Origin of the sequence: Paenibacillus sp. FSL H8-0168 (assembly GCF_038592955.1) — a bacterium.
GTDB lineage: Bacteria > Bacillota > Bacilli > Paenibacillales > Paenibacillaceae > Paenibacillus > Paenibacillus polymyxa_B.
This window is the reverse complement of the sequence record NZ_CP151948.1, coordinates 206,773-228,591: the sequence shown is the minus strand read 5'-3', so window position 1 is coordinate 228,591 and position 21,819 is coordinate 206,773. Positions and strand designations below refer to the sequence as shown.

Here is a 21,819-nt window from a genome sequence, read left to right as displayed (position 1 = left end):
TCCGGCTACAAAGAACCACCTAGAAATATATTGTAACAAATTTCAGATGGTAAAAGCAAGAAAGGTCAAGCCTTCTACATTTCAAACTGCACTTATATCACACTTAAAACCAAGCGGCTTCCATCCAATACAGCAGACAGAAACCGCCCGTATAACCTATGCTTCAAGTCAGCTTCATTCACTGCAATGGAAGCTCCAGCCTTCAAAGTAAGTAAGCTCTAGCTACCTACTTCTTCTTTTTCCGCACAAAGCCCGCGGTGCTATTGCCGCCACTTCCGCCCTTATTCTTCCGCTTGCGCCGTGCTGCGCCTTCACCGTTTGGTCTGGTATCACTCCCTGGTGTAGCTGCTCCGCCGATGAAAATACCGCTGGCAGACGTCTTCTTCCGTCGCTTGCTTGCCCCGGATGCTGGCGAGTTATACCCGCCCTTGCCACTGCCAAAGCCGAAGCTGCTAGCTGAGCCGGCTCCAGCTCCGTTTCCACCACCGCGCCCTGAACGACCTGCGGTGCTAATACCTCCGCCACCTACGCCTGAACCGGCTTCTTTAGGCTTCCCGGCAGCATCACGACCGCCTTTACGCTCTTTGCCAGTCTTGTCCTTGCCACCCTTACGGTCACGCCCTTCTCGGCCTTTGCCTTTACCACGGCTCTCGCCACGCGCAAAGTCTCCACCCTGTCCTGTACCGCCAGTCCGTTCACGGCGTTGCCGTTGCTTCATATCGACAAGTTCAAAGTCAATTGTGTAATCTTCCATATTCACACGCGCGACGCGAACTTTAACCTCATCCCCAATGCGGAACACCTTGGAGGTGCGTTCGCCAATCAACGCCATATGCTGCTCGTCAAAGTGATAATAGTCGTCCGTAAGCGCACTCAGACGCGTCAGGCCCTCCACTGTATTGTCCAGCTCAATGAACATCCCAAAGCTGGTTACACTGCTGATGATCCCCTCGAATTCCTCGCCGACCTTGTCCAGCATGTATTCAGCCTTTTTCATCTGCTCTGTATCACGCTCTGCATCCACAGCTACGCGTTCACGCTCGGAAGATTGCTGCGCAATATCAGGCATACGTGCAGTCAAATATTCCTGACGCTCGGCTGTTAAAGCCCCGCCATTCTCCAATACCTCACGAATGACACGGTGAATCACCAAGTCAGGGTAACGACGGATCGGCGATGTAAAATGAGAGTAATACTCCGCTGCCAATCCAAAATGTCCTGTCGACTCCGCATCATACTTTGCCTGCTTCATCGAACGCAGCATCATCGTGCTAAGCACGGTTTGCTCCTTCGTACCCTGAATGTCTTCCAGCAACGTTTGCAGAGCACGCGGATGAATGGAATTTCCTCTACCTTTGATCTGATGCCCAAAATTAGCTGCGAAAGCCATAAAGTTTTGCAGCTTCTCTGGATCTGGGTCCTCATGAATCCGGTACAAGAAAGGTACTTTGAGCCAATGGAAATGTTCGGCTACCGTTTCATTGGCCGCCAACATAAACTCTTCAATAATTTGTTCAGCTATCGTGCGATCTCTCTTTACAATATCGACAGCTTTGCCTTCATTATCCACAATCACTTTGGCTTCATCAAAGTCAAAATCAACCGCACCTCGGCGCATTCGATTAGCACGCAGCTTCAATGCCAATTCCTTCATCGTGCTGAATACATCAATGAGATCCTTGTACCGTTCCATCAGTTCAGCATCTTCCTCTTCGAGGATTTTGCGAACGTTAGTGTACGTCATCCGTTCCTTCGTTTTAATCACACTGGTGAAAATATCATGCTTTACAACCTTCATATGCTCATTGAATTCCATCTCACAGGATAAAGTCAGTCGATCCACCTGTGGATTCAAAGAACATATTCCGTTCGAAAGTCGATGTGGAAGCATAGGAATGACACGGTCAACCAAATACACGCTACAACCGCGGTTATATGCCTCCTGATCCAGCTTGGAGTTCTCACGCACATAATACCCTACGTCGGCAATATGAACGCCCAGACGGTAGTTTCCGTTCGGCAAGCGCTCTACATTTACAGCATCATCCAGGTCTTTGGCGTCCTCACCATCAATGGTAACAATGATCTTATCACGCAGATCGCGCCGTCCCTGACGTACAATCTCTTCTTCCGTAATCGCGTCGGGAGCATTCTCCGCTTCCTCTGTCACTTCATCTGGAAAAGCTTCCGGAAGCTGATGCTTACGAATAACTGACAAAATGTCGACGCCCGGATCATCCTTATGACCCAAAACCTCCAACACTTCGCCTTCCGCTGCTGCTCGTCCTTCTGGATAGCTCACAATACGCACAACGACCTTTTGACCATTTACAGCTCCATTGAAGCTTGTTTTTGGAATGAAAATATCCCGGTTAATGCGCTTATCATCCGGCAAAACGAAACCGTATGCTTCGTGGCTCTGAAACACGCCTACTACTTGAAGCACTGCGCGCTTCACGATCCGTACAACTTCACCTTCTAATCGACCGCCCGCAGGTCCCTTCGAGGACACTCTTACCAGTACCGTATCTCCATTCATCGCACTCTTTAAATCATTGGCATGAATATATACATCCGGGTGCTCCCGGTCCTCTGGAATCAAAAAAGCAAATCCCTTGGCATGAGCCTGCAAACGCCCACGCTGCAAATCCATCCGTTCCGGCACGCCATAACGGTTTGTGCGGGTCAGCAGAATTTTTCCCTCTTCCTCCAAGGCATTCAAAAGCTTAAGAAATTCACGGAAATCTTCCGCATCCTTAATTTCAAAGTGCTGCTCCAGCTCCTGGTAAGTCATGGGTTTGTATGCGGTCTCGCGCATAAAATCGAGTAGTTGTTGCTCTGTTATCATAATATTGTCCACCTCGGGTGACCTTTAATTTTCAGTAATAAATCCGCATGTCCTTGTTCCCTGTTCCTGATACAAGGCTCTTAATATACTCATACCCTAGTATACACGAATTTAATCGACGGCATCCCTGCCTGTCCAAAATCTAAAAAAAGCCCCCGTTTCCCGCGAAACGAAGGCTTAAGGTACATATTTATCTTATTTTGCGAAAAATGCAACTAAAACAGAAACGATCATGAAACCCGCACCCAAAACAGCAGTTGCGCGTTGTAAAATCAAATCCATACCGCGAGCTTTTGTCTTGCCGAACAGATGCTCAGCACCGCCAGAGATGGCACCGGACAAACCTGCGCTTTTCCCCTTTTGCAGTAAAACAACCGCAATAACAGCAATCGAGAACACAACGAGCAGCACTTTCAAAAAGATTTCCATGAAAAATCCCACCTCCTGAGCTTATACATCTGTTTTGCAAAACAACACAGCCTCTTTTATGAAAACATGTACATATCATGTTATAAATAGCCGGAAATTAACGCAAAACACTATTTTTATTCTACCACAGCTTCCAGTAGATAACAACAGCTATAGCAAGTCACTCAGCCATTAAGCCTTTCAAAGTTATAAATTCTCATACACATCCATAATAACAAAAAACAGACCTGCTCGCGGTGGCGAGTAGGCCTGTTTTATTCATGCGAAAAAGCTTTGAGCGTTCAGACTTCATGATCATAAACCATGAGTCAAGAGACGCCATCAGCATTTTTGCGCAATATTATTTTTTCAGGTTGTAGAAAGATTTCAGGCCGTGGTATTGAGCCAGTTCACCCAGTTGATCCTCAATGCGGAGCAATTGGTTGTACTTCGCAATACGGTCAGTACGGGAAGGAGCACCTGTTTTAATTTGGCCTGCATTCGTTGCAACAGCGATATCAGCGATTGTGCTGTCTTCGGATTCACCGGAACGGTGAGAGATAACAGCTGTGTATCCTGCACGTTTAGCCAATTCGATAGCATCAAATGTTTCAGTCAGCGTACCGATTTGGTTTACTTTGATCAGGATGGAGTTACCGATGTTCTCATCGATACCTTTAGCCAGACGCTCTGTGTTTGTTACGAACAGGTCGTCACCAACCAATTGGATTTTGTTGCCCAATTTTTCAGTGAGCAATTTCCAACCTTCCCAGTCATCTTCGGAGCAACCATCTTCAATAGTGATGATTGGGTATTTATCAACCCAAGAAGCAAGCAGGTCAACGAACTCAGCAGAAGTGAAGGATTTTCCTTCGCCTTCCAAAGTGTATTTTCCATCTTTGAAGAACTCAGTGGAGGCAACGTCCATACCGAGGAATACGTCAACACCTGGTTTGTAACCAGCTTTTTCGATCGCTTCGATAATAGTGGACAGAGCTTCTTCGTTAGATTTGAAGTTAGGAGCAAAACCACCTTCATCACCAACAGCTGTGTTCAAACCTTTGGAGTTCAGTACGGATTTCAGGTTGTGGAAGATTTCTGCGCCTACACGCAGAGCTTCTTTAAATGTAGGAGCGCCTACAGGCAGAACCATGAACTCTTGTACGTCAACGTTATTGTCGGCATGAGCGCCACCGTTAACGATGTTCATCATTGGTACTGGCAATTGTTTAGCATTGAATCCGCCCAGGTAAGTGTACAGTGGCAAGCCCAGAGCTTCAGCAGCAGCGCGAGCTACAGCCATGGATACTGCCAGAATTGCGTTTGCACCCAATTTACCTTTGTTAGGTGTACCATCCAATTTGATCATCAGCGTGTCGATTTCTACTTGGTTCACAGCATCCAAGCCAATTACTTCAGGAGCAATAATTTCGTTCACGTTTTTAACAGCTTGCAGAACGCCTTTACCCAGGTAACGGGATTTGTCGTTATCACGAAGCTCTACAGCTTCGTGAGCGCCTGTGGAGGCACCGGAAGGAACGATAGCACTACCGATAGCACCGGATTCCAGATATACTTCAACTTCAACCGTAGGGTTACCACGAGAGTCGAGGACTTCGCGAGCGTACACGTCAGAAATAATAGTCATTTGTACTTAATCTCCTTTGTGAATCATGATTTATTGGTCAAGCCTATACTTATTAAATCAAGCTTACTTGCGGGATGCAATCATAGATTTTCCTGTCATTTCCGCAGGTTGCGGAAGTTGCATCAAATCCAGAAGCGTTGGAGCTACGTCAGCCAGTATTCCATGCTCACGCAAAACGATATTTTCGTCAGTCAAAATGAACGGAACCGGATTAGTTGTGTGAGCTGTGAACGGACGTCCCTGCTCATCAATTTCCATATCCGCGTTACCATGGTCAGCAATGATAATAACCACGCCGCCTTTGGCTTTAACCGCATCTACAACACGTCCAACACATTCATCCGTCGTCTCTACCGCCTTAATCGTTGGCTCCAGCATACCGGAGTGTCCAACCATATCCGGATTGGCAAAGTTCAGGATAATCGCATCATGCTTGTCGGCTTCGATTTCCTTAACAGCAGCATCCGCTACTTCATACGCACTCATTTCCGGCTGCAAGTCATATGTAGCCACTTTAGGCGAGTTGATCAAAATACGAGTTTCGCCAGGAAGCTCCACATCACGTCCGCCACTGAAAAAGAAAGTAACGTGTGGATATTTTTCAGTCTCAGCAATACGCAATTGCTTTTTGTTGTTTTGAACCAACACTTCACCAAACGTGTTATCCAGGTTTTTCGGTTCGTAAGCTACAAAGCCCTCAACCGTTTCGCTGAACAACGTCAGGCAAACAAAGTGCAAATCTTTAGGCCATTTCGGGCCACGGTCAAAACCACGGAAGTCCGCGTTTGTAAATACCTGAGACAGTTGAATCGCACGGTCAGGACGGAAATTGAGGAAGATAACAGAGTCATTGCTTTCGACCAGCCCTACAGGACTGCCGTCAGCCTTCACAATAACCGTTGGCTCCACAAATTCGTCGAACACTGATTTTTCATACGATTCTTTTAATGCTTCCATTGGGTCTGTGTATTGAGGGCCTTCTCCGTACACGATTGCACGGTAGGATTTCTCTACACGTTCCCAACGTTTGTCGCGGTCCATAGCATAATAGCGTCCTTGTACAGTCGCAATTTTGCCTACGCCCACTTCTTGAATTTTAGCGATCAGCTCCTGCATGAAGCCTACGCCGCTGTCAGGCATAACGTCGCGTCCATCCATGAAAGCATGAATGTACACTTCTGTTAAGCCTTCTTTTTTCGCCAAATCCAGCATAGCGAACAGATGGCTGATATGGCTATGCACGCCGCCGTCGGACAGAAGTCCGTACAGGTGAAGTTTCGTGTTGTTCTTCTTGGCATGTTGCACTGCTTTAACCAGTGTTTCATTGTCGTAGAATTCACCTTCACGGATGGACTTCGAAATACGAGTCAAGTCTTGATATACAATTCGGCCTGCGCCGATGTTCAAGTGACCTACTTCGGAGTTACCCATTTGTCCTTCAGGCAGACCCACTGCTTCGCCAGAAGCCGTCAGCGTTGTATGAGGATACTGTTGTAAATACCGGTCGTAATTCGGTTTGTTGGCCTGCGCAACCGCATTACCTTCTACGGTGTCACGCAATCCGAACCCGTCCATAATAATTAAAGCTACCGGTTTTGGTGCTGTCATCTTACTTCGCCCCCTCAACAAGCGCGATGTACGACGCCGGTTGAAGACTGGCACCGCCCACGAGCGCGCCGTCGATATCGCTTTGACCCAGGTACTCAGTAACATTTTCAGGTTTTACACTGCCACCATACTGAATACGTACAGCATTTGCTGTATTTTCATCATACAGCTCTTTAATCAGACTACGGATATAGGAAATCACTTCATTCGCATCCTGCGAAGTGGAAGATTTGCCTGTTCCGATGGCCCAGATTGGCTCATAAGCAACAACTACTTGTGCTGCCTGATCCTTAGCCAAACCAGCAAAAGCTGCTACAGTTTGCACTTTTACAACCTCTTTGGTTTGTCCAGCTTCACGATCTTCCAGCTTTTCGCCTACACATACGATTGGAGTCAGGTCATGACGGAATGCTGCATGAACCTTTTTGTTCACCGTTTCGTCTGTTTCATTAAAATATTCACGACGTTCGGAGTGTCCGATCACAACGTAGTCTACGCCCAGATCTTTCAGCATTCCACCGCTAATTTCACCTGTAAATGCGCCATCTTCTGCAAAGTGCAGGTTTTGTGCGCCAATTTTAATAGACGTGCCTTTTACTGCTTCAACCAGAGCAGGAAGATTCGTAAATGGTGCGCAAATCACGCTTTCCACTCCTGCAACCTCTGCTTTGCCTTTGATCTCTTCGATGAAAGTTTTAGCTTCTGGTACGGTTTTAAACATCTTCCAGTTACCCGCGATAATCGGTGTTCTCAATGGTTTCAACTCCTAACTATTAGGTGCCCTAAAGCTTTATTCACGCATAGTGCGTTTGATTATTTATCGTTCAGTGCAACAACACCCGGAAGTGCTTTGCCTTCCATAAATTCCAGAGATGCGCCGCCGCCAGTGGAGATATGATCCATTTTGTCAGCCAAGTGGAATTTTTCAGCCGCAGCCGCTGAATCACCGCCACCAATGATGGTGTATGCTTCAGTTGTTGCGCAAGCTTCCGCTACTTCACGAGTACCACCAGCGAAAGGTTCGATTTCAAATACACCCATTGGTCCATTCCAAACAACCAATTTGGAGTTTTTGATAACATCTGCATAGATTTTACGTGTTTTCGGTCCGATATCCACGCCTTCCCAATCTGCAGGAATACCATCGATGTCCACAATGTTAGTATTCGCCGTAGCGCTGAAATCGTCAGAAATGACAATATCCACCGGAAGGTAGAATTTTTTGCCGAGCTTCTTCGCTTTTTCAATAAATCCAAGAGCTACGTCCAGTTTGGATTCATCCAGTAGGGATTGACCCACTTCATGACCTTGAGCTTTAAAAAATGTATAAGCCAAACCGCCGCCAATGATTACGTTATCTGCAATGTTCAGCAGGTTGTCAATCACGTCGATTTTGTCTTTTACTTTGGAACCGCCGATAATGGCTGTAAAAGGACGATCTGGGTTTGATAGAGCTTTACCGATTACAGACAATTCTTTCTCCATCAGCAGGCCGGAAACAGCCGGAAGAAGATGCGCGATACCTTCTGTGGAAGCATGAGCACGGTGTGCTGCACCAAATGCGTCATTCACGAAAACGTCGGCCAATTCAGCAAATTGCTTCGCCAATTCAGGATCATTCTTTTCTTCTCCTGCATAAAAACGTACATTTTCAAGCAACAGCACGTCGCCGTTTTGCAGTTCAGCCACTTTCGCTTTAACAGCTTCGCCTACCGATTCGTCCACTTTAACTACTGGCTTTTTCAGCAGCTCAGACAAACGTACGCCAACAGGAGTCAGACGCATGGATTCAACAACCTGACCTTTTGGACGTCCAAAGTGACTCGCCAAAATAACTTTTGCACCTTTTTCAATCAAGTAGTTAATGGTTGGCAAGGTTTCACGAATACGCTTGTCATCCGTAATTTTACCGTCCTCAACCGGAACGTTAAAATCTACACGAACAAACACCCGTTTTCCATTCAGTTCTATATCACGTACGCTCTTTTTGTTCATCTCCATATTCCTCCGCACCCTTATAATTTTACGAATCAGGAATTCAAGGCACATTTGATATATAAAGAGCGGAAACAATAACCTGTTTCCGCTCTATGTTGTTGCTCAATAAGACTGTTCTTATTTAGCCAGTTTTGCGAAGTATTCCAACGTGCGGATCAATTGTGCAGTGTAAGACATTTCATTGTCATACCAAGCTACAGTTTTCACCAGTTGTTTGTCGCCAACAGTCAGAACTTTAGTTTGAGTTGCATCAAACAAAGAACCGAAAGTAAGACCTTTGATGTCGGAAGAAACGATTTGATCTTCAGTGTATCCATAAGTTTCAGGATCGGAAGCTTCTTTCATCGCAGCGTTGATTTCTTCAGCAGTTACGTTTTTCTCCAGAACTGTTACCAGCTCAGTCAGGGAACCTGTAGGTACTGGAACACGTTGAGCCGCGCCATCCAATTTACCTTTCAACTCAGGGATAACCAAACCGATTGCTTTAGCAGCACCAGTTGTGTTAGGGATGATGTTTTCAGCTGCTGCACGAGCACGACGGAAGTCACCTTTAGCATGTGGAGCATCCAAAGTGTTTTGGTCGCCAGTGTAAGCATGAATTGTAGTCATCAAGCCTTCAACGATACCAAATTTATCTTGCAGTGTTTTAGCCATAGGAGCCAGGCAGTTCGTTGTGCAAGAAGCACCAGAGATTACAGTTTCAGTTCCATCCAGAATTTCATGGTTTACGTTGTAAACGACAGTTTTCATGTCACCAGTAGCTGGAGCGGAGATAACAACTTTTTTAGCGCCGCCTTTCAAATGTTTCTCAGCAGCTTCTTTAGTTGTGAAGAAACCTGTACATTCCAGAACGATGTCTACACCCAGGTCTCCCCAAGGCAGTTCTTCAGGGTTGCGGTTAGCCAAAACTTTAACTTCTTTACCGTTTACTTTGAAGAAGCCATCATGTACTTCTACTTGTCCTTGGAAATTACCTTGTGTTGTATCATATTTCAACAAATGTGCCAACATTTTGGAATCTGTCAAGTCATTGATTGCTACTACTTCAATACCTTCCACATTTTGAATCCGGCGGAAAGCAAGGCGTCCAATACGTCCGAAACCGTTAATACCAACTTTAACTGTCATGAGTGAGTTCCTCCCAAAGTTCGTTTAGTTTAGTTTTATATATTCAAGACAGACCCGAAAGCCCGTCAAGACAACACTATTCATAAATCCAATATTAATCATTTAAATAACGACTTACAATCTCAACAGCAGCGCCTTCGTCGGTGACTAGAATGTCCTCTTGCCCGAAACGCAGTACCGCATGAATAGCGGCCGCCTTGCTCTTGCCTCCAGCTACACCTAGAACGGTATCGGTTCGCCTGATGTCCTCCAATCGGAGTCCAAGCGTCAGCATTCTGTGAACAACGACGCCATCTTCGTTAAAGTAATAACCAAACGATTCGGCAACGGCCCCCTCACTGCTGATCTGGGCAAAGGTTTCGGGATCAAGTTTACGTCTATGTGCCATCGCTATGGCGTTGCCTATCCCGTGAATGATGATACGACTCTCGCGAATCAGGTTCAATATATCCTGAATGTTCGTATCTTCAAGCAAGGAGTTGTAAGCATGATTGCTGAGCAAATCCGGTACATGGAGCAGACGGTATTGAGCGCCTACCTTGCGAGCCATTGTGGAAGCAATTGTGTTGGCCTGCATTTCCATGCTTTCTCCCAAACCCCCGCGTGCCGGTACAAACCACCCACCCTTAAGTGGGCCATTAGAAGGTAGTGCCAGTTGTTCCGCCACGTCGGCAATCGTCGTGCCACCTGTTACAGCGACCACATCCTCGTCGTCCATAACACTCAGCAACGCTTTTGCTCCAGCGCGCCCCAGCTCCTGCTTTGTTAACGGAGAAGCATCCGAATCCCCTGGAACGACAACCACCTTCCTCAAACCATAGGCTTGACGAATCTGGTCCTCCAATTGGGACAGGCCGAACAAGTTGTTCGCAATCGGCTCCAGCTGTTCCAGCAGATCCAGTCCTGCTTTGCTCACCTTCATGCCTACACTCTCAATCTCAATTAGCCCTTGAGCTTTAAGAAGATCGGTTTCGGCGCGCAACACGCGCTCAGTCATGTTCAGTGAAGCTGCCAGTGTTCTGCGTCCAACAACATCGGACAGCATAATCTGATGCAGGATCGTGTACCTTTTTTTCAAAACATCCATGAGGTCGGGCAGAAGCTGCTTCTGTATTTCTAATATCTTTCGCATGCTTTCCACTCCCGCACACTTCTAAGTTCTGTCTCTAATGCTCTATCTCTAACTGGTCTTAAAACGTCCCGGGATAACTTTTTAAGTCCCACGTATATCTTAACCAATATTTGCTCCACATGCAAGTCTATCTGAACCTATATTTCTCAACCATTTGCCTGAATATGCGCATTTAATAAAAGCTTGCAATTCACTGCTGTATATCATATAATCATCTTTGTTTCCAATTAGCTGTTTAATTAGTTAGTTGTTTGCATTGATTGAACTATGCGCCCGTGGTCCAACGGATATGACGTAGGCCTCCGGAGCCTGAGATCGAGGTTCGATTCCTCGCGGGCGCGCCATTTTAAATGAACGCATAAATGCTTCTACATAATGTTTTAACCAATAAGAGCGCTGAGGGCTCTTTTTTTTAATCATTAGTTTGACTTTCTTTGACTTTTTGTTTGAAATTGTTTATCATGTGGTTAATACGGTAACAGTTTATAAATAAGGGACGTGTAATCGGCATGTCCACCAAATCCACTAACGATATTTAAGGGAGGTTTTTTGACGTGAGCTATGTTCCTATGGTAGTAGAACAAAGTAACCGCGGCGAACGCGCCTATGACATTTATTCCAGACTGTTGAAGGATCGCATTATTTTGTTAGGCTCGGACGTCAATGACGTTGTAGCCAACTCTATTATTGCGCAAATGCTGTTTTTGGCTGCCGAAGATCCTGAAAAAGATATTCACTTGTATATTAACAGTCCTGGCGGTTCCATTACAGCTGGTATGGCCATTTTCGATACGATGCAATACATTAAACCTGACGTATCTACGATTTGCGTAGGTATGGCGGCTTCCATGGGCGCGTTCTTGCTGAATGCAGGCGCCAAAGGTAAACGTTTCGCTTTGCCAAACAGTGAAATTATGATTCACCAACCACTGGGCGGTGCACAAGGCCAGGCAACGGATATTGAAATCCGTGCACGCCGCATTCTGAAAATGCGTGATAAATTGAACCGCATTCTCGCAGATCGCACAGGCCAACCACTGGAGCGCATTGAAAAAGACACAGACCGTGACTACTTCATGTCCGCTGATGATGCCAAGGAATACGGTATTATTGATAAAGTGCTAACTAGCTCCTCTCCAGAAGGTGTATAAGAGAAGAAATTCACCTCTCGATAGCTGGTAAATGAAAAAAGCTGCTCCGGATGTTCTTATCCGGTAGCAGCTTTTTTGCTTTGTTGTTTTTTTAGGTTATAGACAATTGAACTTGTTTGTTTCTACTATTCATTCTGTCCCGCAAAAGGCTTTCCGCCTTGAGGCAGCAGTTGACCGAACGAGTAGGTAAACTCCGGAATTCCATACGCGTATGGCGCATAATCATACAAATCAAACACGATTGTTACTCCACTGTTAGTTACATAAAAATTCTGATCTGCCGCCAGCTCTTTAAATTTACCGAATCCTTCACCAGCCTGAAGCGCATCGATTTTTTTCTTCAAATCAGCATTGAGGAACTTTTTGTAGTCCGGATTTGCCTTCAATACGTCAGACAATTGCAGCAGTTTACCATCAGCGAGCGAGAACGTATATCCTTTACGTGCCGTCATGCCATGTGCGCCACCCGTATACGAGTAATCCTGCATAATCACACTCAGAATACCATCTTTGTTATAGGCAATCGCAAAATCATTTCCGAACTCATACGGTCTTTCTGTTGTAGCCTCTCCCTCAGCCATTATCTTTTTACCTGCTGCCAATATACCCTCTGCATGCTTTTTAAGCACATGGTTAATGGCCTGTTGAGCCTCCGGATTAAGCTTGCTGCCGCTGATTTGCGGGTACTTAATCTTGTAGGACACCTTCGCATTACTCGAAGCTGGAAGTGTTTGAGACGCAATTGTGATCGGATTTAGCTGGCTTTTACTCAGCGTTACTGTTTTCTGAGCTGCGTTCCATTGAGCATCTATGCCTAGATAGTCTTTCAGCAGACTCATAGGAATGTATAGCTTCCCAGCGATCTGTTTGGCATCCATGCTACGTGTATTGATTCCATTGACGTTGACGTAGGCATCCGAGGAAGAAGCCATAATGTAAAGTTTATTGTAACCACTACCTACGGTATATGTCGTTGTTTTCGCATCATAGCTTACTGGAATCCCCAAGCTGTCACGCAGTGCGGCCACCGGAACCATTGTACTCCCGTTCACTTGAACACCTTTAGCGGGCAACGTTTTACCATTCCATTGGATGGCGATTCCTGGTTGCTGTGTTGCCGCTTGCTGCTGTTTGGTCGATGCTGCCTGGATATAGGAAACGGGAACAGCTGCGACTCCTGCTAAAATCCCTGCTGCCAGCAGTGCTGAACCCCATTTTTTCGTATGCTTACTCATATTAAGTATTCCTCCTGTTATATGATCTGTATTGTCTATGTGTGATAACCACTTTTCTTATTATATCTATACCCTATTGTATGTAGTTTACAATCTGTACACTCTCCGATTTCAATATGTACACCTAATAACCCTTAGCTATGACAGACTCATTACAAAAAGGTTTCGGTATACAAAAAGAGCCAGCAAGCCAACCTGCACATGATGCAGGCCGCTTGTGGCTTCGTTTGATGATCTGTATTAGTTCATTTCGTATTGAGCCGATACCTGAACTTTCACTGTTACTTGCCCCGATTGTATCTCTGTCCCGCCACCTGCTACATCCAAGAGCGATTTTGACATGGCATTTTCACGTTGTGTAAAGACTTGTGCTTCTCCGCCATCTACCGTCACATTCACAAGAGCACCTAACCCGCGTTTGGCTGCTTTAGCTACAGCACTGGCTTTAGATTGTGCGCTTCCCAATGCCTTAGTAATGGCTTCTTCTTCATAAGTCGAAGGATCTTCCACGGAAAAACGTATATTATCTACGTTATTGGCTCCGGACTTGGTCGCCTCATCCAACAACTGACCGATTTTATCCAAATCGCGGTATTTGACGGAAAGTGTATGGTTGGCAGTGTAGCCTTTGAGCTTCTGCCCTTCTTTTTCGTTATAGGTATAGTTAGGCTGTACATAAAATTGGCTGGTCTGAATGTCACCTGCCTTGATGCTCCACTTTTCTTTCAGCAGTTGTGTAACCTTGTTCAATTTTGTAGCATTGGCTTTTTGAGCAGCGGCTGCCGTATTCCCTTCCGATTGTACACCGATAGAGAGATAAGCAATATCGGGCTTCGCCAATACTTCCCCGCTTCCAGTCACATTAATTACTCCGTTTACCGTCGAAGCTGTTGACGCAGCATAGGCACGATCTGCCCCTGTCCATAATCCTCCTGCTACTCCCCCTGCCATTAATGCTCCTGCGAGAACTGCCGTGGCTACTGTTTTTGTCCAAAGTCTCATTGAATTCAACCTCTTTCTTGTAAATGTTTGTACCTTCCAGACGGAAATGACGGAAAAAGGTTGCAGCCAAGCATCCATATTTCCGAAACAGAGCATGACCATGGAAATTTTAATTATTTATAACTTGAACTTAATACAGTCTCTATATTCAACAAATCCACACATAGAACAGTTAACGGAGGAGCGTTCGAAGACTTTTTTCTGGATACAAAAAAAAGCCCCAAAGGGGGCTTTTCACTAAGAGCATACACCATATTACAAAGCAAATCTTTGTTTATTGATTTTCCAGCTCTACCTTACTAACCAGACTTACTAAAGCGTTTACAGCCTGTTCGGCGTCCGCACCTTCAGCACTTATATTGATTTCAGTACCTGTACTGATGGCAAGACTCATAATACCCATGATGCTCTTGGCATTAACCTTTTTGTCTTCTTTTTCCACAAAAATCTCAGATGAATATTTATTCGCTTCCTGTACGAACAACGCAGCAGGTCTGGCGTGCAGTCCTGTTTTCAAGCGTACGACTACCGGATGTTTTGACATGTCAGCTTACCCCCTCATCAAATAAATCTGGACACTACTTACTCCATTTTATTTATCACATTATAACATTAACCCGGGACAGACACTAGAAAAAAAACTAAAAAAACCGGGGCTAAAAGCCCCATGGACACTCTTTTTACGGAATCAGGCCATTTTCGCCCCTAATTTTGTCAGCCATCTCATCAATTTTGCGAAGCCGATGATTTACACCCGATTTACTCACGACCCCTTTAAGCATTTCCCCGACTTCTTTCAAATTCAAATCGGGATGAGCGAGCCGAATTTCTGCCACTTCACGCAGTTTATCCGGCAAGGTCTCCAAACCAACTTCCCTCTCCAGCAACTTAATATTCTCAATTTGCCGGACAGCAGCTCCGATCGTCTTGTTCAAATTAGCCGTTTCACAATTGACAATGCGATTTACAGAATTGCGCATATCGCGCATAATGCGTACATCTTCAAATTTGAACAAGGCTTGATGCGCCCCGATGATGCTAAGCAGCTCAATGATCTTCTCGCCTTCCTTGATGTAGAGAATAAAACCTTTTTTTCGCTCAATACAGCGAGCATTTAGATGAAATTCATTCGCAAGATCAACGAGTGCCTGACAATGCTCCTCATACATCGAAGAAATTTCAAGGTGGTAAGACGATCCTTCAGGATTGTTGACAGAGCCACCTGCCATAAAGGCGCCCCGCAAATAAGCCCTCTTACAACAGTTTTTCCGAACGATATCCCGATTAATCCCGTCAGTGAATAAGAAACCTTCTGTGACGATATAAAGATCCTTTAGCAGTTGCTGCACACCATTGGGAATACGGACAATGTACACATTATTTTTTTTCAAGCGCATTTTTTTCCGTACAAGCAGTTCGATATGGAGTTGAAAATGCTTCTTGATCAAGGAGTAAATCCGCCTTGCAATCGCGGCATTTTCTGTGGACACGTCCAATATCACCCTTTTATTCGACAGTTGTACGGATCCGAGCATACGTATAAGTGCAGATAGTTCCGCTTTCTCACAGCAGGACTGGCTTTCAATCATCGTAAGCTCTTTTTTCGTTTGTGCCGCAAAGGACAAGGGACTCACCTCCTTCTTAATATCCAGTTTTGTACCAATTGATAAATATGCTGGCTCAATTTGTCGGCATCATGCCGTAAATACGTGCGGAACAGAACTAATGTATCTGCCACCACTTTATATCCCCGGTCGGTCAGCTCGCCCATGTCTACTTGAACTGGCTTGGCTCCCTGCTCGGCATACATTTCCTGTACTTGGGGTGGAATTTCTCCGTTATTTACAATGACATAGTCGAAGAGATGATGCCCTACATGCTCAAAAATAGCTTGCAGGTGATCTCCTACCGTATAACCATCGGTTTCGCCAGGCTGGGTCATAACGTTACAGACAAATATTTTGATAGCGTCTGATTTTACTACAGCTTCAGCGAGTTTAGGTACAAGCAAATTTGGTAATATGCTGGTATATAGACTGCCGGGGCCAATCAAAATCGCATCGGCTTCATTAATGGCCTCTACAGCCTCAGGCAACGGCTCCACGTGAGTCGGTTCAAGAAAGACGCGTTTGATTCGTCCGCCCGCTTCCGGGATCTTGGACTCCCCGGTAATTACCGTTCCATCCTCCATCTCAGCGCTTAACACAACGCCTTCCTCGGCTGCCGGTAGCACACGTCCCCGGACAGCAAATACACGGCTAAGCTCACGCACCGCCGTTACGAAATCTCCCGATATATCGGTCATCGCTGCTAAAATCAGATTACCCAGGCTATGGCCTGACAATCCTGATCCCGCACCGAAACGGTATTTCAGCATATCTGACATCACTGGTTCCACGTCAGCCAAGGCAGTCAGCACATTGCGAATATCCCCTGGAGGGGGCATCTGCAGCTCACTGCGCAAAATCCCGGAACTTCCGCCATCGTCAGCGACTGTAACAATAGCCGTAATATCTAGCGGCTTTTGCTTTAAGCCCCGCAACATGACGGACAAGCCGGTTCCGCCGCCCATAACAACAATACGTGGGCGCTCCCGTTGTGATCCGGTCTCTTTCATGATTTCACCTCATTAATGCCGGTCCCGATCAGCATCCCGATGCGAAACAGAAACAGATTCTGTCTCGCTGGCACCCAGCATTTTTCCTAAATACTCCGATATTGCAACAGAACGATGCTTACCGCCAGTACAGCCAATGCCGATAATGACCTGGCTTTTGCCTTCTTTGCGATATTGCGGAATCAAAAAGTGTAACATATCCAGCAACTTGGTCAAGAATGCCTGAGTCTCGGGCCATTTCATGACATAATCATATACATCGCTATCCTGTCCCGTGTGGGGACGTAGTTGGTCCACATAGTGGGGATTAGGCAGGAAGCGCACATCGAATATAAGATCGGCATCAATGGGAATACCATACTTGAAGCCAAAAGAAGTAATGTTCACGGAAAGCATACTGCTCTCCAAATGAGAAAATCGTGAAATAATCCTCGCCTTTAAGGTTGCAGGCTTCATCACACTTGTATCAATAACCTGTGTAGCTGAGCTTTTTAGTTCTTCCAACATCTTGCGCTCCAACCGAATCCCATCCAAAGGCATGCCGTCTGGAGCCAACGGATGACGTCTACGGCTTTCCTTATACCGCTGTACGAGAACGCCATCATTCGCATTTAAGAATAAAATTTCACAATGAATCGTAAAATGATCTTTAATATAATTCAAAGATTCCGACAAGGCAGTGAAAAATTCTCGTCCGCGTAAATCAATTACGAGTGCCACCTTGCCTATTTTACCGTTCGACTGCTCAATCAACTCGGCAAATTTGGGAATCAGTACAGGGGGCAAATTATCAACGCAGAAGAAGCCCAAGTCTTCCAGGCTCTGAACCGCAATGGTCTTCCCTGCGCCTGACATCCCCGTAATAATAATGAGCGTTGCCCACGGCGCAGCATTTTTTAGGTTGTCTGTCATATGGACTTCCCTCTCCTTTTGCTTCTTCGCTCTATACCAGTACCCGTATTATCAATAACCTGTGGATCAGGAGCGTAGCAGCAACCCAGCAGCCCCTACGATACCTGCGTCATTGCCTAACACCGCTGGTACGATATATACACCCTTTTGAAGCGGTTCAGGTGCCAGCTTGGCGTATACGCGACGCATCTCTTCAAATAAAAAGTCGCCTGCTTTAGAAACACCGCCACCTATAATAAATAACTCTGGATTAAGCACAGCGGCAACCGCTGCCATGGATTTCCCCAAATAAAAGGCAGCCCGGTTCACGATACGCAGCGCGACTTCATCTCCAGCTTTAGCAGCATCAAATACTTCCTTGGCAGCAATTTGATCTTCCAGCGCCAGAGAGGTCCGGTCGCCACGTTCCACAGCGTCCTTGGCCATACGAATGATGCCTGTTGCGGAAGATACAGTTTCCAAGCAACCCATTTTTCCGCATCCACACTGAATAGCCTCTAGATCAGGTACGACACTGATATGGCCAATTTCTCCGGCCATGCCCGAAGAACCTTGGTATATTTTACCGTTTATAATAATACCGCCACCTACTCCTGTTCCCAGGGTATAGCATACGCAGTTTTCTATGCCTTTGCCTGCACCAGCCCAAGCCTCACCCAGCGCAGCAACATTCGCATCGTTGTCTATTTTCACAGGCTTGCCAATCCGATTCTCTAGGAGCGCACGGATCGGTACGTCACGAAAGCCAATATTAGGAGCGAGGACAATAATACCATCACGAACATTCGTAAAACCTGCAACGCCTGCACCGACACCCTTTAGTTGATCCCACTCATAAGGAGATTGCTCAACAATATGCCGCACATATTTTTCGATATTACCGATGACAACGTCTACACCTTTATCGGTTTCGGTTGGTCCCTCATATGTGTGCAAAAGCTGTCCGTTTTCATTACAAATGCCGACTTTAATCGCGGTACCGCCCAAATCGACACCTACATAGATACTTTCAGACATGTTCCAAGCCACCTTTGTGTTTACTTAAAAACCTGGTATGAAATATATGCTTACAATTCCTACTTCATAATAGTATTCCTACGTTCCAACTATAATTGAAGCCCCCGTTACGGTCAAGGACACTTCCTTGTTGAAAAGTGTACGATTAGCGGAACTTTTAACCTCATGCACCCATAAAAAGGAGAAAGCCTGTGCAAACGCAGCAGGCTTTCTCTTCCTGAACAAAAGATACGGCATAACAGAGGCTTCCTTCGCTCTCCCGTTAGCCTCTTTGTGTACTATAGACAATCTTTAGACAATCTTTTATTGATCCAGTGTTTCGCTCCAGTCGTGAACAGCACTGCCTTCGAGATACTTCTCGCAGTCCATAGCCGCCATACAGCCCGTTCCCGCAGCCGTAATAGCTTGACGGTAACGGTTATCCTGTACATCCCCACAGGCAAAAACTCCGGGGATATTCGTTTCTGTTGTGCCTGGCTTCACTACAATATAGCCGTGTTCATCGGTATGGATTTGTCCGTTCAGGAAACCTGTGTTCGGTGTATGACCGATGGCTACGAATACGCCATCTACCTCAATCAGCTCATCCTGATTGGTCTCATTATTGTGTACCTTCAAACCCTTTAAGCCAGCTTCTCCCGTCACAACTTCCAGAGGAGTCCGGTTTAATGCCCAATGTACTTTTTCGTTCTCACGCGCGCGATCTTGCATAATTTTGGACGCCCGCAACTCATCGCGACGATGGACCAAGGTTACACTGGAAGCAAAACGGGTCAAGAAGCTCGCTTCCTCCATGGCTGAATCGCCACCGCCAACCACGACAATCTTTTTCCCGCGGAAAAAGAAGCCATCGCAAGTTGCGCACGTGCTGACTCCGCGACCTACATTGTCTTGCTCGCCCGGAATGCCTAGATATTTGGCGGACGCACCTGTAGCAATAATGACCGACTCCGCCTCAATGATGCCTTTACCCTCTACCTTCACTTTAAAAGGACGTTTGCTGAAATCCACTTCCTCAACCCAACCGGAAGTAAATTCAGCGCCAAAACGTTCAGCCTGCTTGCGCATATTATCCATCAGTTCAGGCCCGAGGATACCTTGCTCAAAACCTGGGAAATTTTCAATTTCGGTCGTTGTAGTAAGCTGCCCACCGGGCTGCATCCCTTCAATGATCAGCGGATTCATGTTAGCGCGTGCCAAATAAATAGCGGCTGTGTAGCCTGCAGGACCTGTACCAATAATTATGGATTTATACATACGTTTGTTGCCTCCTTTAAGTGATGTTTGGAGCAGGTCTCAGACCTGCTTTTTAAACGTGGAGAGCGGTTGCTTCAGCTTCTGTTTGATACCACACACGCTGTCAATCTGGCGTGCATAGCGGCTTACGGTCGATACGGAAATACCATAACGATCGGCTACTTCCTGATAGGTGACTGAATGATGATGCATTTTAGCTGTCAAATATTCCAGCGCCGCTGCCCATCCCTCAGTGTGCTGAACCATCGGAACTTCCGGGGCGAGCCGATCCAAATACTCCAGCCAAAGCGATCTCAAATCGTGCTGCATGGCCGGATCTGATGGCTTGCTCATGACGGTCAGTACCTTATCCAGCACTGCCTGCCATTGTGGATCGACCGGGGAAGCAGATACACCACCTTCAATTGTATGCGGATCGTTCTCAACCTCCAACTGATCAGAATGTTCCGTTTCCGGGTACATTTTCTGCTCACCCTGCTCCGCCAGTTCTTGCAATACTTGCAAGGCACGGCGTTTCAGCTCATCCTCCTGGTCCGGGTCTTCTACGAAGGACTCCAGTGCCTGACGCACCTCATCATCACCGATCAAGCTTAACGCCTGAATGACCTGAAGCTGAGTCGCCCGGTCCCCGTGGCGCAAGGCCCAGAAGAAGGATGACCGGATTAGCGGGTCCTTCTTCATACTGTCAGGCACCTGATCAGCACCAAACTTCTCCCACATGCGGAATTGCTCCTCAAACGGGAGATGATAATGATAGCTGAGCACTTGCAGCGGTGTCCCCTCCTGCTGGAGTTCCTCCAGTCGGGACAGGAAAAACCGCGGAACTTCCGAGGAAGCATCCTGCTTTTGCAAATGACTCCACAACCGCCGAGCTTCCGCATATCTTCCGGTATTGCTGGCAGCTACCGCCGTATAATGGTACAAAGAAGCATCCGCATTGTTCTCTCCATCGCCATGAAGCAACCTGCGGAAATGTCTGTAGGCCTCCTCATGGCGTCCGAGAATCCCCATAGTGGTCGCCAGCTTGAATACCTGCTCCTCCTGAAACGGTATAGTAACCGCCAAAGTCTGCACCAGACGATCCAATTCCGGGCCGCCGCCCTCGTGCTGATAAAAGATCGCCAAGTTGCACAATGCGTGTAAATTACCCGGCTCATCTTCCAGCACTTGAATAATGGTAGCCTTAGCATTTTGGAACAATCCCATGTAGTAATACGCCAGCGCCAGATTATTCCGCGCAGCGAACATATCCGGTTGTTCCTCTGAAATTTGCTTGAGCAACTGGGCTGCCTGAGCAAATTTCCCCTCCTCCAGCAGGACACGAGCCTGATCATGCTCTACTACTCCCTGCCGGGCCTTAATGCGGTTCAGCTTCGTTGGACGGTCCAGCTCATAATAGAGCAGCTCCATCATTTCCTCCGCTTCATCAAGAAACTGGCCTTCTTCGTCCTCCTCCAGGTACGTGACCAATGCTTTCTCCGCTTCTTCAAACTGCTCCATATTAGCGTAATTATTCGCCATATAGAAATAACACTCTGTCATCGACGAGTCTACGTCACTCAGAACAGAGGACAGGATCTCATTCGAACCTGCATAATCCCCCATCTCTGATAATATACCCGCCATATTGCAATGATTCACCGGATTATCCGGTTCATATTCAACGGCTTTGCGAAAATATTTCAATGCCTTGTCATAATGATTGCGATCAAGCGAGCGCACAGCTTTCTCAAAAAAGAAAGATGCGTCGAAACGCAAAGCAATAATTTTAGGGCTAGGTTCCGATACTCGCAGATGTTTCCCTTTCATAAATAACCAAGGCACCTCCTTTAAAAGTAACTGGCATGTTCATACCCTT

General features: G+C 46.3%; 18 protein-coding genes and 1 tRNA gene. 2 read left to right on the top strand and 17 right to left on the bottom strand.

What is annotated here, in order from left to right; translation table 11 throughout:
- Nucleotides 1–226: 226 nt before the first annotated feature.
- The 8 genes from rnr to MHI21_RS00985 form a co-directional block, all read right to left on the bottom strand.
- Nucleotides 227–2,848, bottom strand: a complete 2,622-nt coding sequence (rnr, locus tag MHI21_RS01020; protein WP_342419218.1) for a ribonuclease R — start codon at nucleotides 2,846–2,848, stop codon at nucleotides 227–229.
- A 195-nt stretch (nucleotides 2,849–3,043) separates the two neighbouring features.
- Nucleotides 3,044–3,277 (bottom strand): preprotein translocase subunit SecG, encoded by a 234-nt coding sequence (secG, locus tag MHI21_RS01015; RefSeq protein ID WP_013308268.1) that lies wholly within the window; start codon nucleotides 3,275–3,277, stop codon nucleotides 3,044–3,046.
- Nucleotides 3,278–3,617: 340 nt separating this feature from the next.
- Nucleotides 3,618–4,904, bottom strand: coding sequence for a phosphopyruvate hydratase (eno, locus tag MHI21_RS01010; RefSeq protein ID WP_311081049.1), 1,287 nt, complete (start codon nucleotides 4,902–4,904; stop codon nucleotides 3,618–3,620).
- Between the two features lie 63 nt (nucleotides 4,905–4,967).
- On the bottom strand, nucleotides 4,968–6,512 hold the full coding sequence (gpmI, locus tag MHI21_RS01005; RefSeq protein ID WP_341162573.1) for a 2,3-bisphosphoglycerate-independent phosphoglycerate mutase: 1,545 nt from the start codon (nucleotides 6,510–6,512) through the stop codon (nucleotides 4,968–4,970).
- Between the two features lies 1 nt (nucleotide 6,513).
- Complete coding sequence (tpiA, locus tag MHI21_RS01000) at nucleotides 6,514–7,266, bottom strand: triose-phosphate isomerase (protein WP_023986490.1); 753 nt, start codon at nucleotides 7,264–7,266, stop codon at nucleotides 6,514–6,516.
- 59 nt (nucleotides 7,267–7,325) lie between these two features.
- Nucleotides 7,326–8,507 (bottom strand): phosphoglycerate kinase, encoded by a 1,182-nt coding sequence (locus MHI21_RS00995; RefSeq protein WP_341162574.1) that lies wholly within the window; start codon nucleotides 8,505–8,507, stop codon nucleotides 7,326–7,328.
- 120 nt (nucleotides 8,508–8,627) lie between these two features.
- Nucleotides 8,628–9,638: a type I glyceraldehyde-3-phosphate dehydrogenase gene (gene gap, locus MHI21_RS00990; RefSeq protein WP_023986488.1), complete on the bottom strand. Its 1,011-nt coding sequence runs from the start codon at nucleotides 9,636–9,638 to the stop codon at nucleotides 8,628–8,630.
- Between the two features lie 94 nt (nucleotides 9,639–9,732).
- Nucleotides 9,733–10,770: a sugar-binding domain-containing protein gene (locus MHI21_RS00985; protein ID WP_341162575.1), complete on the bottom strand. Its 1,038-nt coding sequence runs from the start codon at nucleotides 10,768–10,770 to the stop codon at nucleotides 9,733–9,735.
- 269 nt (nucleotides 10,771–11,039) lie between these two features.
- Here MHI21_RS00985 and MHI21_RS00980 point away from each other — a divergent pair.
- Both MHI21_RS00980 and clpP read left to right on the top strand, forming a co-directional pair.
- Nucleotides 11,040–11,114, top strand: a tRNA-Arg gene (locus MHI21_RS00980).
- A 210-nt stretch (nucleotides 11,115–11,324) separates the two neighbouring features.
- Complete coding sequence (clpP, locus tag MHI21_RS00975; RefSeq protein WP_013368815.1) at nucleotides 11,325–11,921, top strand: ATP-dependent Clp endopeptidase proteolytic subunit ClpP; 597 nt, start codon at nucleotides 11,325–11,327, stop codon at nucleotides 11,919–11,921.
- A 125-nt stretch (nucleotides 11,922–12,046) separates the two neighbouring features.
- Here the strand turns inward: clpP and MHI21_RS00970 are convergent, their stop codons facing one another.
- The 9 genes from MHI21_RS00970 to MHI21_RS00930 all read right to left on the bottom strand — a co-directional run bounded on the left by MHI21_RS00970 (nucleotide 12,047) and on the right by MHI21_RS00930 (nucleotide 21,770).
- Entirely contained in the window at nucleotides 12,047–13,156 is a 1,110-nt protein-coding gene (locus tag MHI21_RS00970; protein ID WP_342419217.1) for a DUF4163 domain-containing protein, read from the bottom strand.
- Nucleotides 13,157–13,396: 240 nt separating this feature from the next.
- On the bottom strand, nucleotides 13,397–14,158 hold the full coding sequence (locus tag MHI21_RS00965; RefSeq protein WP_341162577.1) for an SIMPL domain-containing protein: 762 nt from the start codon (nucleotides 14,156–14,158) through the stop codon (nucleotides 13,397–13,399).
- Nucleotides 14,159–14,432: 274 nt separating this feature from the next.
- Nucleotides 14,433–14,702, bottom strand: a complete 270-nt coding sequence (locus MHI21_RS00960) for an HPr family phosphocarrier protein (RefSeq protein WP_013368811.1) — start codon at nucleotides 14,700–14,702, stop codon at nucleotides 14,433–14,435.
- A 136-nt stretch (nucleotides 14,703–14,838) separates the two neighbouring features.
- A complete protein-coding gene (whiA, locus tag MHI21_RS00955) occupies nucleotides 14,839–15,783 on the bottom strand; it encodes a DNA-binding protein WhiA (RefSeq protein WP_061830212.1) in 945 nt (314 codons plus the stop codon).
- A gap of 5 nt (nucleotides 15,784–15,788) precedes the next feature.
- The gene (locus MHI21_RS00950) at nucleotides 15,789–16,775 is read right to left on the bottom strand and encodes a YvcK family protein (protein ID WP_023986485.1); all 987 of its coding nucleotides are present in this window, start codon (nucleotides 16,773–16,775) and stop codon (nucleotides 15,789–15,791) included.
- 12 nt (nucleotides 16,776–16,787) lie between these two features.
- Nucleotides 16,788–17,687, bottom strand: coding sequence for an RNase adapter RapZ (rapZ, locus tag MHI21_RS00945; RefSeq protein ID WP_013308254.1), 900 nt, complete (start codon nucleotides 17,685–17,687; stop codon nucleotides 16,788–16,790).
- A gap of 66 nt (nucleotides 17,688–17,753) precedes the next feature.
- The gene (locus MHI21_RS00940) at nucleotides 17,754–18,704 is read right to left on the bottom strand and encodes an ROK family glucokinase (protein WP_013308253.1); all 951 of its coding nucleotides are present in this window, start codon (nucleotides 18,702–18,704) and stop codon (nucleotides 17,754–17,756) included.
- Between the two features lie 303 nt (nucleotides 18,705–19,007).
- Nucleotides 19,008–19,961 carry a thioredoxin-disulfide reductase gene (trxB, locus tag MHI21_RS00935; protein WP_013308252.1) on the bottom strand — a complete coding sequence of 318 codons (954 nt, stop codon included), beginning with the start codon at nucleotides 19,959–19,961 and terminating at the stop codon, nucleotides 19,008–19,010.
- A gap of 39 nt (nucleotides 19,962–20,000) precedes the next feature.
- Nucleotides 20,001–21,770, bottom strand: coding sequence for a tetratricopeptide repeat protein (locus MHI21_RS00930; protein WP_254329963.1), 1,770 nt, complete (start codon nucleotides 21,768–21,770; stop codon nucleotides 20,001–20,003).
- Between the last annotated feature and the right edge of the window lie 49 nt (nucleotides 21,771–21,819).